Origin of the sequence: Nocardia jinanensis, assembly GCF_014645735.1 — a bacterium.
Lineage (GTDB): Bacteria > Actinomycetota > Actinomycetes > Mycobacteriales > Mycobacteriaceae > Nocardia > Nocardia jinanensis.
The window spans coordinates 810,260-826,300 of the sequence record NZ_BMMH01000002.1 but is presented as its reverse complement, the minus strand read 5'-3'; the positions used below and the strand labels follow the sequence as shown (position 1 = coordinate 826,300).

Below are 16,041 nucleotides of genomic sequence, written 5' to 3'. Positions count from 1 at the left end.
GGTGGTGCAGCCCGCGGTTCGATTCTCCGAGCGTGTTCGCTTCGCTGCTGGATGCCGCACCGAATCCAGCTCCCGCGCGCGGGCCTTCGGCGCGATCATGGCCATGGGCGGTATCGGCGCCGCCGCCGGACCCCTGATCGGCGGACTCATCACCTCCGCCATCAGCTGGCGCGCCGCCTTCGTGTTCCAAGCCGCCGTCCTCGTCGTGATCATCGTGTCCAGCCGCCGGATCCTCGACCCGATACCGCCAGACCCGTCCCGCCGGTTCGATATACGCGGCGCGGCACTGTCGGCGACCGGGTTGATCCTTCTCGTCACGGGCATACTCGCCGCCGACGACAACCTCTGGCTGATGATCGCGCTGCTGGTCGCCGGCGCGTTCGTGCTCGCGATCTTCTTCGCCACCGTACGGGCAGCCGAACACTCCGGCCGCGAACCTCTGCTGTCGACGCGCCTGTTCGGTGACCGGGTTGCCAACCTCGGGCTGGTCACCCAGAACATCCAGTGGCTGGTACTCATGGGCACCTCGTTCGTGGTGTCGACCTACCTCCAGGTCGTCCGCGGCTACAACGCCATCCAAACAGGTGTCGTCTTCACCGCGGCCACCGTCGGCCTGCTCATGACATCGTTATCGGCCGCGTGGCTGGCCCGGCGCCAGACCCGGCGCAGCTTGATCATGACCGGCTTCGCCGTCACCATCACCGGTATCGCGATCCTGCTCGCGCTGGCCGGCCGTTCGATCAACCCCTGGGGTTTCGCGCCCGGCCTCTTGCTCATCGGGCTCGGACTCGGAGCGATGCTCACCCCCTCGGTCGACATAGTCCAATCCGCTTTCGGGGAACACCTCCAAGGCGAGATTTCCGGACTCTCCCGCAGCGTCTCCAACCTCGGCTCCTCCCTGGGCACCGCCATCGCCGGAACCATCCTCGTCGCCGGACTGACCGGCCACGCCTACGCCGCTGCCATGATCACCCTGGCCGCGATCGCCGCTGCCGGCCTCGTCGCGGCCGCGTTCCTGCCCCACACCACCAACGCGGCCCGCTCCGGCACCGGCAGCGGCTGAACGCCGTACCGATACCCGATCCCTTGGGTCATATGGGCCCAGAGGCCGAAACTCGGATCGCATATCAGTCAGTCCAGGGGCGGCGGGGGCGGCGGGTGTGCCACCAGGGGGCGTCGGCGGGGGCGGCCCGGTCCTCCTCCGTGAGCTCCCGGAAGAGCGCGTCGACCTCGGCGGTGGCTGCCGCGAGCACGACCCGCTCCGCCTCCGGGGACGTGGCGAACTCGCGCTCGAGTCCGTCCCGCGCCCTCAGGTCCTCCCCGTACAGCTCCGGCAGATAGCGCCCGGCCGGCGGCCAGCCGGCCGCCATGCGCCGGACCAGCCGCTCCCAGATTGTCAGCGAGACCACGGCGGGGCCGTCGAGGTCGAGCGTCGCCGTGAGCGGGGTCGGGACCGGCGCCTCGCGGAGGACCTCCGCGAGCGGCGTCACCTTAGCGTGGGGGAAGGTCAGGGACGGGGCCTCGACGGCGTCGACCATGTACACCGGCGGCTCGTCTTCGGAGGCGAGCAGCCGGATCCGGGCCACCGTGCCGCCCGGGTCCGCCAGCCAATATGTCGACGGATCGACCCGGTCGTCCGGGTACAGCATCCCTGCCCCGATCCGCTCGGCGAGAGCCGCGGCCAGCCCCGGTTCGCCCGACGTGCAGTTGGCGCCCTCTTCGTCCCGCACGTACACATCGAGGCTCATCGCGACGTCCCCGCGCAGGTAGTGGTACGTGCACAAGACGTCCGCCTCCCAGTCACGGGCGTCCTGGTCGCCGTCCTCGCGGCATACGTCCACCCGCCCGACCGGCACCCCTGCCGCGTCAGCAAGCGCCGCGGCGAGGGCGACCGGATCGAGACGTCGGCTGATCAGGAGGTTCGCGATCACTCCGTGTACGTTCCTTCCCGGATCTTCCTGGCATTCTCGACGGCTGTGGGATTGTTCTCGAACTTCGGGTTCATCTCGAATGGTCTGTGGCCGGGGCGGAACATGGATGGGTATCGAGACATCTATCCCGTTGCACGGCGCGGCATTCTTATGCCCTGTGCTCATGGCGTTGCCCCGCTGCCGACGCTGTGACCTGGGTTGGGCCGTCCTCGATGACAGAACGAGCGCGTGACTTCACCGGTGCAGGTGGTCCGTGCGACCTTCCCGTTGTGCGAAGCGGCATTTTATGTCCTCTCCGGCGGGCCAATAGCGTCGGATTCATGAATTGGAATTTTCAGTCGATGGAAGAACTCGCGGCCGCTTTGCAGGCTGGTGAAGTGACATCGGTGGAACTGACCGATGAGGCGATCGCCGGTATCGAGCGGGACGACAAGGCGATCAACGCGATCTGTGTACCGGACTTCGACCGCGCGCGGGATGCCGCGCGTCGCGCCGATGAGGCGCGCGTCCGCGGCGCGGATCGGCCGCTGCTCGGTATTCCGGTGACGGTCAAGGAGTGCTACAACATGGCCGGGCTGCCCACCACCTGGGGCATGCCGCAGTACGTGAATCATGTGCCGACCGAGGACGCGGTACAGGTGTCGCGGTTGAAGGCCGCCGGCGCGGTGGTGCTCGGTAAGACGAATGTGCCGTTGGGGCTGCAAGATATCCAGAGCTTCAACGAGATCCACGGCACCACCAACAACCCGTGGGATCACACTCGCACGTCGGGTGGGTCCTCCGGCGGATCGGCCGCGGCCCTGGCGTCCGGGTTCGGCGCGCTGTCCATCGGCTCCGACCTCGCCGGTTCGTTGCGCACCCCCGCGCATTTTTGCGGCATATACGCACACAAGCCGACACTCGGGCTGGCGCCGGCCCGCGGTATGGTCGCGCCGGACGCGCCGGCATTGCCGGTCGACCTCGACCTCGCCGTCGTCGGTCCGATGGCGCGCACCGCCCGCGACCTCACGCTCCTGCTGGACGTGATGGCCGGACCGGACCCGCTCACGCACGGCGTGGCATACGACCTGACGCTGCCGCCCGCGCGCCACGAGCGGCCGGCCGACTTCCGGGTCCTGGTCATCGAGGACCATCCGCTCATTGCGACCGGGTCCGCGGTGCGGGCGGGTGTGAACCGGGTGGCCGACACGCTGGCCGACGGTGGCGCCCGCGTCGAACGACACAGTCCGCTGCTGCCCGATCCGACCGAAGCCGCGACGCTCTATATGCAGTTTTTGTTTTCGGGCTCCGTTGCACGTTTTCCCGTCGAAGCGTACGAGCAGCTGCGGACCCGCGCCGCCGGACTGAGCGCAGACGATCGAAGTCTCGACGCCGCGCGGCTGCGCGCCATGGTGTTCAGCCACCGCGACTGGATCGAGGCGAACAACCGTCGCGAGCTCCACCGCCACGGCTGGCGGCGGCTGTTCGCCGAGTTCGATGTCGTGGTGTGCCCGATCACGCCCACTCCCGCGTTCCCGCACGACCACAATCCTGATGTGCTGGCACGCCGGATCGATATCGACGGCGTCGAGTACCCGTACTTCGACCAGCTCGTCTGGGCCGGTGTGGCGACCATGCCCGGCCTGCCCGCCACCGCCATCCCGGCGGGGCGGTCCCCCGACGGGCTACCGGTGGGAGTGCAGCTGATCGGTCCGATGTTCGAGGACCGCACCCCGCTGCGGCTGGCCGAACTGCTCGAGCAGCAGCTCGGCGGCTTCCCGACACCGAAGTAGGGCGTACTACCCGGGTGCCGGGCGAGGACGGGGTGCGGATGACGAACGACGAGCTGGTCGCGCAGAGCACGGTCGATGACGTCGACCGGTGGACCCGTACCACCGACGGCGGCAAGGCCGTGACGATCCTGGCTGTCCGGACGGTCGGCCCGGTGCGGGGTTCGGCAGGTTGTCACGTTGTTCTCGGCCGGCCGCCGTCCGGTGCCCCGGGCTCGGAAGAATTCCGGCCCGGGCCCGGCGAACCCGCGGGATATTCGTCGAGGGGGACGACGTCGCGGGACCAGGCCGAGATGACCGGGTCGACGACGCGCCATGCTTCTTCCGCCTCGTCGGCGCGGATGGACAGTGCCGGGTTTCCGCTCAGGACATCCAGGACCAGCCTTCCGTAGGCCGGCAGATCGGGAGGTTGGATCTGTGCGGACATGGTGAGCGGTACCAGCTGCTCCGCGCTACCGCCGATCGCGTTCAGCGCGAGGGTGAGTGTCTCGGGATCGAGTCCGAAGCGCAGGATGTTGGGCTGAGCTGTCCCGAAGGGCAGATCGGGCACCGGCCGGAAGTGGACGGCGACTTCCTTGCGATCGGTTCCGAGTGCTTTACCGCTGCGGAGAACGAACTCCGTTCCCGACCATCGCCAATTGTCCAGCGTCAGCTCGATTTCGGCGAACGTCTCGGTGCGATGTCGCGGGTTCACTCCGTCCTCGTCGGTGTAGGACCGTACGCGGCGATCCCCGATCGTGCCTGCCGAGTAGCGGGCACGGCGGGTGCGGCGTGGTATCTCCGCATCGGTCAGCGGGCGCAGCGATCGCAGTACGTCGACTTTTCGGTCGCGCAGGTCACGCTCGGATAGTGTGATCGGCGGTTCCATGGCGATCAGGCAGAGCAACTGCAACAGGTGGTTCTGCACCATGTCCTCGAGCGCGCCCACGTGGTCGTAGTAACCGGCTCGGCCTTCGAGAGTGAGGGTTTCCTCCCAGATTATTTCGATTCTGGCGATATGCGCGCTGTTCCAGATCGGTTCGAGTACGCGGTTGGACAATCGGCTCCCGAGCAGGTTCTGCACAGTGGTCATGGCAAGGAAATGGTCCACTCGGAAGACGGCCTCTTCGGGGACCAGGTCGGCGAGTAGCCGGTTCAGTTCCACTGCGCTCACCAGATCCACGCCGAACGGTTTCTCGAGGACGATCTTGCTGCCCGGCGGCAAACCCACCTGGTCGAGAGTCTGTACCGCGGTGGGAAACAGCGCCGGGGGGAGAGCGAGATAGACCGCGACGGGGCTGTCGCCGGAGACGACGGCGGCTACCGAATCCGGATCGGAGATATCCGCTCGCCGGAAGCGTGTCGCGGTTGTGACCGCCGCTCTGGCGTCGACCGGTATATCACCGGCGTGGCGATCGAGTTGTGTCTCGACCCAGCTCTCGAATTCCGTATCGTCGCGATTCTTGCGATCCGCGCACACAATGCGGAAATCGTCGCTGAGCCGACCGGCTGCCCGCAGGGCGGCCAACCCGGGTAGGAGGTAGCGTCCGGACAAGTCACCGGTGCCACCGAAGATCACGAGCCGAGTGATCATGCTGTCACTCCTGCCGAGGTGACGCCGCTCCGGCGGCGGTGCCCATCGAGTCGTCGTTCGCCGAATGGAGGTGAGCGTTTTCTTCGTGTGTGGGCCGGAAGGGTGAATCGGTATCGCGCATGCCGCCTCGCTTCCACAGATCGGTACCGCGGTCGATGGACACCGGCGAGTCGTTCTACACCTGATCAGCGCTGTGGTGGTTCGTACGACAGTATCGTTCGGACCGGGTTCCGGAAGCGGCTGCCGGCGAGACCCGCCGATCCGATTTCCGCTGGTGCGGGCTCTGATCTCGGCCGGACAGGGGGCGCATCGGCACGAGCTGATCGCCACCGGAGCCCGGTGCCGGTACAGGCCCGGTCCGGTCCGGCTGCGGCTGTCGCGGCGCCGTACGCCGAGGACTTTGTGCCCCCGCTCCACGAACTGGACACCGGCGCTCACCGAGTATGCTGGTCGGCACTGTGCTCCGCTGACAAAAGGAGTGCGTGACGATGGAGTGGCTACTGATCGCCGCGGCGGTCGTGCTGGTCGCGATCATCCTGGTATGGCGATCCCGGCAGACCAGGGAACGCGCCGCGCTCGAATTGGCCGATGCGCTGGCCGAGGCCCGCCGGGTCAACGAGCGCCTCGGCGGCCAGATCTACAGCCTGACCGGTAGTAACACTGCCGCCCAGCAGGCGCTCGCCGATGCCGCGGAACGGCATATAGCTGCAGGTTCCCAGGTCGACCAGGCCGGAACCCCGGTCCAGGCCCGGCTGGCGAAAGAGACCGCGATCGAGGGGCTGTACTACATTCGCGCCGCACGTACTGCCATGGATATGGATCCGGGCCCTGTCGTCCCCGAACTCGAGGGCCGGGCAACCGCGGGCGAAGTCAGCGAAGACCGCGTGGTCGACTTCGAGAATCGCCGGATCGCCGCGTCTGCCCGCCCTTCCTCCGATACCCCGAACTACTATCCGGGCGGGCGCGTCGCCGGCCGGCCCGTGCCGGCGGGCTGGTACTCCGAACCCTGGTGGAAACCCGCCATGATCGCGGGCGCCTGGGGATTGGGTTCGGCGCTACTGTTCACCTCGCTGTTCTCCGGTATGTCCGGTGTCGGCTACGGCGCGGAAGGCTTCGAGAGCGGCTACGGCGAAGGGTACGAGGACGGGCTCACCGCCGGGGACCAGGGATACGGCGGACAGGCGGATGACTCCGGCGGTCAGGACTATCAGGGCGGCGACGGGGGTGGGATCGACGGCGGCGGCTTCGACTTCTGAGGGATGGAACAGGCTCGGGGTCGACGGGTATATCGATCCGGCTCCGCGCGCTTCGCCCATGTACCGCGTACGTGAAGCCACTACGGCCACCGAAGTAACCGGTGGGGGCGCGCGGATCTACCCCGATCGGGAGACCGGCGCCGTCACGGACCGCGCGGATCCGGTGCCGCGGCGGCGGAATCTGCGAACCACACGCCACGCGATGAACAGCAGCGCGCCCAGCGCGATCGGAATGAGAAGCGGGAGGACCATCGCCAGCGCGACCAGGACGAACGCCAGCACGTCCTCGACGACCGATACCACCGGGTTCGCGATACCGGCTGTCGTGGCAGTGCTGGCCGCGCGTACCCCGGTCTGGGTCGCGCTGAAGGCGAGCGCGGTGGGGCCGCCGACGATGATTCCCGCGATCGCCGCTGTGGCCGGATCAGCCGCCTCGAATACGGATCCGGCCGCTATCGCACCCGCTATCGGACCGGTGACATTGCCGATGATCGACAATGCGTTGTCGATGAACGGAATCAGATCGCCGAGCATCTCGACCGCGGCGGCCATCGACAACGCGATCAGCGCCCCTGTCGAGCCGATCCACGCGTAGGACTCGTTGAGGTTCAGGCCGAGTACACCGAAATGTACGGCAGCGCTGAGCAGCAGCAGCGGCAGGAATGCCCGGAACCCGCACGCGGCCGCGAGCCCCAGTCCCAGAAAGGCGGGAAGTACCCAGCTACTCATGGTTGCGAGTGTAAGTGCCCATACCGGTACTCAGAATGCCACCGCGACCTGCGTGAGACGGTCGAACACCGCGGCATCGGGCCATCGGCCGGTGCGGTAGCGCGGCGGGTGCACGCCGGGAATAGGCGCGATTCCGGTGATATCGACGGCGGTTGCGAACGGCACCTGAATGGTCCGGTCGTCGTCCTCGGTGGCGAAGGCGATGAAATCCGCGACCGGTAGGGCGGCGTCGACGTTCTCACCCCAGACCGCGACGGTATGGATGCCGTCTTCGCGTTCGGCCACCATCAGGCTGCTCACGTAGATCACCTCGAGGTCCGCTTGTAGGCGTTCCTCCAGCCATTGCTGCTGGACGCCGTATTCAGCACTGGCCAGCACGGTACGGGCGCGGGCCACTTCGGCGTCGTTTCCGGTGCTCACGCAGTCCATAGGGATCACCAGGCCGGATTCGTCGACGGTGTAGCCCTGGGGCGAGAGCGGCCGCGCTGCCTCCCGGTACTCCTGTTCCACCATTTCGAAAGCCTGGGACAGCAGTTCCGGATCGCCGGGAACGATCAGCAGGGTCTGCTGATCCGGTATGAACGCGACCGGCGGATGCTCGAAATTCGCGGTGGAGACGAGCAGCCAATCCGGGACCAGAATCCATGACGACAGGTAGTCGGTCTCGTCGACCGCGATTCTCACGATGCTGTCGTCCGGCAGCTCCGCCACCGGCACCACCGCGGCCAGATTCTCCCGGGCGACCGTCAACGCCTCCTCTGCCGTCACCCCCCATTCCATCAGCTTGGATTCGTCGGGGAAACTGATGACATCCGGGTAGTCGACGGCCAGCAGCTCGTCCAGGAACGGGAAGAGGGGGCGCCGGATCCGCGATCCGCCATCGTCCAGCGCGTAGGTGGAAGGCCGTAGTACGGGCCGCAGCAGCGGGCGGACGTCTTCCCAGTCGTCGGGTGTCGCCGGGGGAGTCACCAGCGAGGGCACGATCCGGGCCAACCACTCCCGCGCTTCCGCCGGCGACCGGTCACGCGTCTCCGTGAAGAGGTTCGTGAGGTGGAGAACGGCGTCGCCTCCGTCGTAGCGCACGGCGAACTCATCGGCATCGTAGGAGACATCGGTCACGCCTGCCGTCCGCATCTGCGCGAATACCTGCAATGCGAAATCTCGCCGTTGCCGATCGTCGTCGATACTCGTCATCTGGTAGAGCGACCTCACAGTTCGTACAGTGGCGGACCAACGGCAGGAAGCGCGGACACTACCCGGACCAACCTTCCGGAGCGGCGGCCGATATTCCCATTGCCGGTGTCCCGGTGGCGGTGAACCCGACCGGCCGCCGCCACCGGCCCGGCGACGTCCGGTACGCTGGCCGGTTCGAAGCCGGTCTGCTGGGAAGATGCGCCGATCCGACGTGCGGTTGTGGGCGTGTTTCCGGTTCGGCAGGCCCTACCTCAACCGGTGGTCGGAGCCGGCGTGACACGCCGGGAGATTTTCGCGGCGGGGTAGACGGAGGTCGCGTACGGTTGCCGTACCGGGGCCGCTCAGGTCCCCGAACCGAAGGACAGCTATGTCCGATAAATCTCCCCGCAGCACCTCCTCGAAGAAGTCCGGTAAATCGCTGAAGGAAAAGCGAGCGGAAAAGAAGGCCAAGGTGGGCGGAAAATACGAGGTCGAGCCCACCGTGGACCCCAAGCGTCGCTGAGGACCGCGCCGACTGCGGCGGCCCGTCCGGACACCGTCGGGCTGTAGAAGCATCCGTGGCTCGATCGGTGCGCCCGGGCGACCGGGTGCGAGCCGGCCCGCGTGACCCGCCCGCGCCGGTATCCGCACCCCCTGCGTAGTAATTTCCGCAGGTATGGCATAGTGGTTGTCGAGAACGGGCTAATCGAAGTGATCTGCACGGCTCACCTACAGAAATGAAGTATTACAGCATGGCGCAAGGCAGTGTGAAGTGGTTCAACGGCGAGAAGGGCTTCGGCTTCATCGCCCAAGACGGAGGCGGCCCTGACGTCTTCGTGCATTACTCGGCCATCAGTGGTTCGGGCTTCAAATCCCTCGAAGAGGGTCAGCGTGTGGAGTTCGAGATCGGCCAGGGCCAGAAGGGCCCGCAGGCTCAGGACGTCCGCGCGATCTGATCCGCGTGAGCTTCGGGCTCCGCACCGTAGAGGTGCGGAGCCTTTCTCATGTCACGAACCGCTCAGCTCGGTTCCACGAGACGCGCGTAGAGATGGCGGTCGGTACGTGGCCCGCCCGGCGTGTGTGCACCGTAACGGGCGATTTCTGCGTCGAGATCGAGCGGACGAGTGGGTGGGACGCCCGGGCCGAGCTCCTCCGATACGAGATGATCGGGAACCAGCCAGGTGACCTCGAACTCGATACCGTCCGGATCACGTCCGTACAGGGCTTTGGTCGCCGCATGGTTCGCGGCACCGGTCAGCGCTCGGGCCTCCAGTAAACGAGCCCGGGTATCGGCCAGAACGGCCAGCGTCTCCACCTCCCATGCCAGATGGTAGAGGCCGACCGAGCCGTCGGGCGCCCGTTCCCCCTGTGCTCGGAACAGTCCGAGATCGTGGTCGTTCGCGGAGGATGTTCCGCGCAGGAACGCGGCATCCGGGAAGTTCGCGGGGATACGCTCGAACCCCAGTACCCGGGTATAGAAGGCGACACTGATCTCGACGTCGGCGACGAACAGCACGGCATGGTTCAGACTGCGGATGGACATCGGCACTCCCACTGGTCGAGCCCGATAACGGGTAACTCCGACCTTACGTACCCGGCCGGGCCCACGACCGGAATCGTCTGTCCAGCGGATCGGCAGATGACGCGGCGAGGCGGAATTCATCGGTCGCGTGTGCCGGCGAGGTGGCGCGCGTCGCGAAGCACGCTCGTGGCGTCGGCGTAGCTCGGGCGACCGGTACGTGGCGCGCCGTCGCGTAGCCCCTGCGGACACGGAAAGACCGGACCGGCGCCTTTTGCGGTCGATTCGCGCACCGCCGTGAGTCGGCGTGATTTGCGGGTATGTGCCACACAGGAACGCGATGGACCTGCTCAGGTGTTATCGGTTCCGATGGAACCCCAGGAGGTACTCATGCTCGCCATCGCCGCCGCCGTAGCGTTCGGTCTCGCGCTCATTCTCGATCTGACGGATGCCATTCTCGGTGAGGAAATCACCGGCGGTACCTTGATCATCGTCGGTCTATTGTTGATCGCCCTGCACCTCGCGGGATTCGGTACCGGCACGCGCGCGGGTTCCGGGGGCCGGTCCTGGAACTGGCGCCGCGTCCGCCGCTGAGCCGTTGCTCACCGGTTCGACCTGCGGCTGGGCCGTCGGAGGCCCAGCGGAACTCGAGGGTTTACCGGGCCGAGAACGGCTGCGGCCGTTGGGGACACGCACGAGGGCCGGGCTGCCGACCCGGCAGTCCGGCTGTGGAGTCCGCTCGGCCGGTTCCGCCGCCGGATTGTTCGTTCCGGCGCGGCGAATTCTCCCAGCTCCTGTACCCGACCGTCGCAGGGCACCGCTAGCGTTTCGGTATGACCGGGACATGGGAAGAGCTGGGTTGGGAGCGGCTTGCCGAGGGAGTGGGGCGGCGCCGGTTGCCGGTGTGGGACTGCACAGTCGGATTGATTGCCGGGCCGGGCTTCGCGCTCGTGGTCGATGCCGGGTCGAGTCTCGGTGAGGGGGCCCAGGTACGGAAGCAGGCACAAAGGCTGGCGGGCCGGCGGATCACCGGTGTTGCGCTGACCCATCATCACTTCGACCATGTCTTCGGCGCGGCGGCGTTCGCGCCGGTGCCGGTCTTCGCGGCCGACGGTTCGCAGGCGATGTATCGGGACGGCCGCGATGAATTGCGCATCGACGCGATATCCAACGGGCTGGATCCGGCTACGGCACAGGAGGCCGCAGACGCCCTGGTGCAGCCTCGGGAGTACGTCCGGAGCGTGCTCACGCTGGAGCGCGACGCCGGTCGAGAGGTTCTGCTGGTCGACGCCGGACCGGGGCATACCGCACACGATCTCGTGGTCGTCGTACCCGGCGATCCCACTGTGGTGTTCTGCGGCGACCTGGTCGAGGAGTCGGGGGAGCCGCAGGCCGGGCCCGACGCCGTACCGTCGGATTGGCCCGCCGCGCTCGATCGGCTGGTGGATCTGGGTGGGGCGGGCGCGCTGTATGTGCCCGGTCACGGCGCGGTGGTGGACGCGGATTTCGTGCGGCGGCAGCGGGACGCGCTGGCGGTCCGGTTCGGTGTATGAGTGAACCGGCTCGCCTTCACGCTGGACACGACCGATCCCGCGTGCAAGAGATTCTCGGAGAACTCGATTCAGCGAGGCTTGCGGCTGTGGTCCCAGGAGGCCGCTCGCTCGGGGAACTGGCGGGTCGTCGGCGAGAGGAGGTGCGGACCCCGGGAAAGACGGTCCGAACCCCCGATGCGGGCGAGCCCGAATCGCGGCTTACGGCCGAGACCGCCGAGGATGAGCTGCTCTTCGCATGCCTTTGCCCGGATGGGAGGGCCTTGCGGCCACCACTCGTCCAGCGGAGTCAGCCCGGGATCCACCAGGTCGAGTGAGCCGAAGAGTCCGCGGATATCGTCTCGGCTCCGGTACCGGCCCGACCCGAATTCCTCTTCTACATGCGCCCGTTCGAGTTGCCGGGCCAGCTCGTGGAGTTCCGGATGACCGGGGCCGGGATCGCAGTAGTGAGTGATCGCCACGTACGAACCGGCGGGAAGCAGATCGATGTACCGGGATACGACGCCCGCCGGATCCTCGTCGTCGCCGAGATGGTGCAGGACCGCGCCCAACAGCACTGCGACCGGCTGCTGCAGGTTCAGGTAGCGGCCGGCGTTGTCCAAGGTCGCCGCGGCATCGGTGAGATCGCCGGGGAGGTAATGGGTGTTCTCGTTCCGCTCCAGCATCGCCCGGCCGTGCGCGACGCAGAGTGGGTCGTTGTCCACGTACACGACCTTCACTTCGCGGCGCCCGCATTCCTGCGCGACGATATGGAGGGGATCGCGGGTGGGCAGTCCGGCGCCCAGGTCCAGGAACTGCTGGACCTCGGCGCCCTCGGCCAGCGAGCGCACGGCGCGGGTGAGCCAGCGCCGGTTCATGAGGTGAACATCGCCCTGCCGTGGGGCAATTCGCCGAATACGGTCGAATGCCGAACGGTCTACCCCGTAGTTGTCCTTGCCGCCCAGGCTGTAGTCGTAGACGCGGGGGATGCTCGGTCGGTCGGTGTCGGCACCGACGGGCCGGGCACCGAGCGATGGGGCGGTATCGATCGTCATCGCGCCTCCGTTACATACCGGCCGGTCACCTTTCGGTGGGCCACTTTCGAATGTAACACGGCAACATAATCTATGGTGATGTTGCGCTGGCGTGCCCGCGCCGTGGGCGGCGAGGAGAACGACGTTACCTACGGCACAGCGGTGGACCGTGCCGCCGCCGTGCTCGACGTGGTCGAACTGGGCGTCGGACCGTCGGGTCCTGGAACGGCCCGCCTCGGCGCCCACCGGGCCTGCTGCCGGCCGAACAACGTCTGACCGTCGTGCGGCGGCGTGCGGCTGTTGTTCCCATGATGTCCGAAGCAGAGGACACACCCTGGCCACTTCTCTTGCGACAGTTGCTCTTGTCGACAATCGACCCGCCCCTACGACCTACTCAGAAAGGTAGGGCGACTGTGACCGTCACAACCACCATCGCGGCGCTGCGCCGTTGTCCGGCCGCCGAGCGGGCGGCGGTAGGACCCCGATGACCGTGCTGTCGACCCGTGCGCTCAACCGGGCGACGCTCGCCCGGCAGTTACTGCTCGACCGTGCCGATCTCCCGGTGCTCGGCGCGATCGAGCACCTGTGCGGATTACAGGCACAGGAACCGCAGGAACCATTCGTCGGGCTCTGGTCGCGGGTACGTGCCTTCGATCCGGCGGCTCTCGACGATCTGCTGACCACTCGGCGTGTCGTACGGACCCATCTCATGCGCCGCACAGTCCACCTCGTCACCGCCGCCGACGCCCTGGCCTGGCGGGCCCGCCACGGCGATATGCTGCGCCAACGGGTACTCGGGGTCTATCGCCGCGAGTTGGACGGAGTGGATCTCGACGAACTCGCGACGGCGGCCCGGGGCATACTGGCGGACGGACGGCCCCATACGATGCCCGAGCTCGGCCGGGCGCTCGCCGGGCGCTGGCCGACCGTCGGACCGCGGGCGTTGGGCGAGACCGTTATCGCCGCGCTCGTCCCGACCGTGCAGCTGCCGCCGCGGGGCCTGTGGCGCCGTAAGTCGGGAGCGCGCACCGTACCACTCGGCTGGTGGCTGGGCCGCGAGATCGACCCGCCCGCTCCGGACGGTTCCGATCCGGTCGGCGAAACGCTGGTGCGGCGCTATCTCGCCGCGTTCGGGCCGGCGGCGGTAGCCGATCTGCGAGCCTGGTGCGGTCTCGCCGGGCTTCCCGGCGCGGTGGCCGCCAGCCGGGGGAAACTGATCGCATTCCGCGACGAGCAGGGCCGGGAGCTGCTGGACCTTCCGGACGCGCCGCGGCCCGATCCCGCAACACCCGCTCCGGTGCGGTTTCTGCCCGCGTTCGACAATGCGATCCTCGGCTACCACGATCGCAGCCGGATCATCGATGACGCCCATCGCGGACTATCGGTCGCCGGCGCGCGCGTCGTACTCGTCGACGGCCGGGTCGCCGCCACCTGGACCCTCGATGCCGCCGCGCTGACCGTTACCCCGCTGCGTCGTTTCGCCCGCGCCGAGCGCAGCGCCGTCGTCGACCATGGACGGGAGCTCGCCTCGTTTCTCACAGATCAGGGCAGCTGTCCGGTGCGGGTGGCTGTAGGTGTTGATGCCTGAGCACCGATTCGGTGCGCGGCCGGCCTGTGTAAGGGCCGGCGCCGCGTCCGCGTCCACGGCGACCGGGAACATCCCACACCGGCCGCCCCGGATTCCGCGATGCCCGGGACGCACCGTGACCCGGGCGGCCGGCAGTGGCGTCTAATGGGACGAAGTGCGCCGGAGTCTGGTATTGACGAACTCGCCCAGTCCCCAACGGCCCAGCTCCCGGCCGTAGCCGGACCGGTTGACGCCGCCGAACGGCAGGCCGGGCAGCGTGGTCCCGTGCTCGTTGATATAGGTCATGCCGACATCGAGACGATCGGCGACCTCCGCGGCCCGTGCGGTATCGGCGCTCCACACCGACCCGCTGAGGCCGAAGTCGACATCGTTGGCGAGTCGTACTGCCTCCTCGGCCGAGGAGACCTTGTAGACCATCGCGGCCGGACCGAAGATCTCCTCGGAGTAGGCATCCATCTCCGGAGTGATCCCGGTGAGAACGGCGGGTCGTAGGAACGCCCCGTCTCCTTCCAGCGGCGCGCCTCCGGTGTGCAGTGTCGCTCCCTGCCGCACGGCGTCGGCTATCTGGTCGGCGACGGTATCGCGCGCGGAGACCGACGACAACGGCCCCACCTCGGTACCGGGGTCCGCCGGATCCCCGACCACAGCGCGATCGAACTCGCCGACCAGCCCGCGGACGAAATCGTCGTAGAGGTCGTCCAGGACGATGAAGCGTTTCGGCGAGTTGCACGCCTGACCGGCATTGGACAGTCGCGCCCGCGCGGCGATCTGGACCGTTTTCGCCAGATCGTCGGTATCGAGCAGGATGAATGGATCGGACCCGCCGAGTTCGAGGACGGACTTCTTCAGGTTCTTCGCGGCCTCTTCCGCGACCGCGGCCCCGGCCCGTTCGCTACCGGTCAACGAGACCCCGCGAATCTCCGGACGCGCGAGGAGTTCGGCGATCTGATCGGAACTCGCGTAGACGTTGATGTACGCGTTCTCGGGGACCGACGCGTCGTGGAGGACATCGGCCATGAGTTTCGACGAGGCGGCGCAGATGGACGCGTGCTTGAGAATTATCGTATTGCCCAGCAGCAGGTTCGGCGCGGCGAAACGAGCGACCTGATAGTAGGGATAATTCCACGGCATCACTCCGATGAGCGGCCCTATCGGTAATTTCTGAACCACTGATTCGTCGGCGCCCTGGGGGTCGAGTCGCTCGGTTTTCAGCAGATCGGGCCCGTGCTCGGCGTACCAGCGATATATATCGGCGGCCAGCTGCACTTCCCCGGCTGCCTCTTTCGCGGGTTTACCCATTTCCCGCGTGATGGCGGCGGCCAGTTCCGTCGCCCGTTCCTCGTACAGATCCGCGGTCCGTGCCAGCGCCTCGGCACGTTCTGTCACCGAGGTGAGTCGCCATGCCTCGAATCCTTCGGCGGCGCGCTCGGCGAGGCCGGGTATCTGGTCGTCGGCCAGTCCCGGGAATTCGTGTTCAGTAGTACCTGTGGTCGGGTTCGTCGTCACATAAGTACTCATGACACGATGCTACGGACCGGCGGACCGCCGGGCAGGTCTGTCTCGGCCGGCCCGTCTGTTCAGGTGTTCTCCCCGGGCCGCGCAGTCGTGGTCGTATCCGTCGGCGGCCTCGATCTTCGGTGATATCCGATGGTCGCGGAACCCTTTGGTTGATGCTTCAACTCGGCAGCGGTCCGCGGTGTGGAACAATCGATCGGTTTCGCACCGCGGAGCGAGTGTAGGAATCCTCATGATTTCGTCCATTGATTTCCCGTTCGCCGCTTCTCGGTGCAGGTGACGAGGCCGGCGCGGATGTGCGACGGCGATATGTAAGTTCTCGTTCATCAATCCTGTAGTGAAACTGTGTTGGTTTCGGACCTCCGGCCGGGCAGGCTGATGTCCGTGACCGGAAATTTCCCCATGAGTGCCGGCGTATCGCTGCG

The 16,041-nt window shown here is 67.3% G+C and carries 16 protein-coding genes; 9 read left to right on the top strand and 7 right to left on the bottom strand.

What is annotated here, in order from left to right:
- The first annotated feature begins 1 nt into the window (after position 1).
- Positions 2-1,063, top strand: coding sequence for an MFS transporter (locus tag IEY68_RS08285; protein ID WP_308434953.1), 1,062 nt, complete (start codon positions 2-4; stop codon positions 1,061-1,063).
- A 64-nt stretch (positions 1,064-1,127) separates the two neighbouring features.
- On the opposite strand, the gene IEY68_RS08280 is transcribed toward IEY68_RS08285, so the two are convergent.
- Positions 1,128-1,931, bottom strand: coding sequence for a hypothetical protein (locus IEY68_RS08280; protein ID WP_062996450.1), 804 nt, complete (start codon positions 1,929-1,931; stop codon positions 1,128-1,130).
- 269 nt (positions 1,932-2,200) lie between these two features.
- Between IEY68_RS08280 and IEY68_RS08275 the strand changes: the two genes are divergently transcribed.
- Entirely contained in the window at positions 2,201-3,703 is a 1,503-nt protein-coding gene (locus IEY68_RS08275) for an amidase (protein WP_229718665.1), read from the top strand.
- Positions 3,704-3,875: 172 nt separating this feature from the next.
- Here IEY68_RS08275 and IEY68_RS08270 read toward each other — a convergent pair whose 3' ends face one another.
- Entirely contained in the window at positions 3,876-5,273 is a 1,398-nt protein-coding gene (locus IEY68_RS08270) for a glucose-6-phosphate dehydrogenase (RefSeq protein WP_062996454.1), read from the bottom strand.
- 488 nt (positions 5,274-5,761) lie between these two features.
- On the opposite strand from IEY68_RS08270, the gene IEY68_RS08265 reads away from it, so the two are divergent.
- Positions 5,762-6,529, top strand: coding sequence for a hypothetical protein (locus IEY68_RS08265; RefSeq protein WP_062996456.1), 768 nt, complete (start codon positions 5,762-5,764; stop codon positions 6,527-6,529).
- A gap of 117 nt (positions 6,530-6,646) precedes the next feature.
- On the opposite strand, the gene IEY68_RS08260 is transcribed toward IEY68_RS08265, so the two are convergent.
- Both IEY68_RS08260 and IEY68_RS08255 read right to left on the bottom strand, forming a co-directional pair.
- Positions 6,647-7,258 (bottom strand): DUF4126 domain-containing protein, encoded by a 612-nt coding sequence (locus IEY68_RS08260; protein WP_062996458.1) that lies wholly within the window; start codon positions 7,256-7,258, stop codon positions 6,647-6,649.
- A 30-nt stretch (positions 7,259-7,288) separates the two neighbouring features.
- Positions 7,289-8,470, bottom strand: a complete 1,182-nt coding sequence (locus tag IEY68_RS08255; RefSeq protein ID WP_189094129.1) for a DUF1444 domain-containing protein — start codon at positions 8,468-8,470, stop codon at positions 7,289-7,291.
- Positions 8,471-8,819: 349 nt separating this feature from the next.
- Between IEY68_RS08255 and IEY68_RS36725 the strand changes: the two genes are divergently transcribed.
- The gene (locus tag IEY68_RS36725; protein ID WP_268241622.1) at positions 8,820-8,954 is read left to right on the top strand and encodes a hypothetical protein; all 135 of its coding nucleotides are present in this window, start codon (positions 8,820-8,822) and stop codon (positions 8,952-8,954) included.
- Between the two features lie 229 nt (positions 8,955-9,183).
- Positions 9,184-9,387: a cold-shock protein gene (locus IEY68_RS08250; RefSeq protein ID WP_062996784.1), complete on the top strand. Its 204-nt coding sequence runs from the start codon at positions 9,184-9,186 to the stop codon at positions 9,385-9,387.
- A 62-nt stretch (positions 9,388-9,449) separates the two neighbouring features.
- Here the strand turns inward: IEY68_RS08250 and IEY68_RS08245 are convergent, their stop codons facing one another.
- Complete coding sequence (locus IEY68_RS08245) at positions 9,450-9,974, bottom strand: VOC family protein (RefSeq protein WP_062996463.1); 525 nt, start codon at positions 9,972-9,974, stop codon at positions 9,450-9,452.
- A 345-nt stretch (positions 9,975-10,319) separates the two neighbouring features.
- Between IEY68_RS08245 and IEY68_RS08240 the strand changes: the two genes are divergently transcribed.
- Positions 10,320-10,544 (top strand): hypothetical protein, encoded by a 225-nt coding sequence (locus tag IEY68_RS08240; RefSeq protein WP_229718664.1) that lies wholly within the window; start codon positions 10,320-10,322, stop codon positions 10,542-10,544.
- 239 nt (positions 10,545-10,783) lie between these two features.
- Positions 10,784-11,503, top strand: coding sequence for an MBL fold metallo-hydrolase (locus IEY68_RS08235; protein ID WP_062996465.1), 720 nt, complete (start codon positions 10,784-10,786; stop codon positions 11,501-11,503).
- 68 nt (positions 11,504-11,571) lie between these two features.
- On the opposite strand, the gene IEY68_RS08230 is transcribed toward IEY68_RS08235, so the two are convergent.
- Positions 11,572-12,534 (bottom strand): SAM-dependent methyltransferase, encoded by a 963-nt coding sequence (locus tag IEY68_RS08230; RefSeq protein ID WP_063916201.1) that lies wholly within the window; start codon positions 12,532-12,534, stop codon positions 11,572-11,574.
- Positions 12,535-12,612: 78 nt separating this feature from the next.
- On the opposite strand from IEY68_RS08230, the gene IEY68_RS08225 reads away from it, so the two are divergent.
- Both IEY68_RS08225 and IEY68_RS08220 read left to right on the top strand, forming a co-directional pair.
- Positions 12,613-12,789 carry a hypothetical protein gene (locus tag IEY68_RS08225; protein ID WP_189094128.1) on the top strand — a complete coding sequence of 59 codons (177 nt, stop codon included), beginning with the start codon at positions 12,613-12,615 and terminating at the stop codon, positions 12,787-12,789.
- Between the two features lie 208 nt (positions 12,790-12,997).
- Entirely contained in the window at positions 12,998-14,101 is a 1,104-nt protein-coding gene (locus tag IEY68_RS08220) for a winged helix DNA-binding domain-containing protein (protein WP_062996469.1), read from the top strand.
- Between the two features lie 141 nt (positions 14,102-14,242).
- Here IEY68_RS08220 and IEY68_RS08215 read toward each other — a convergent pair whose 3' ends face one another.
- The gene (locus tag IEY68_RS08215; RefSeq protein WP_062996472.1) at positions 14,243-15,619 is read right to left on the bottom strand and encodes an NAD-dependent succinate-semialdehyde dehydrogenase; all 1,377 of its coding nucleotides are present in this window, start codon (positions 15,617-15,619) and stop codon (positions 14,243-14,245) included.
- Positions 15,620-16,041: the final 422 nt, after the last annotated feature.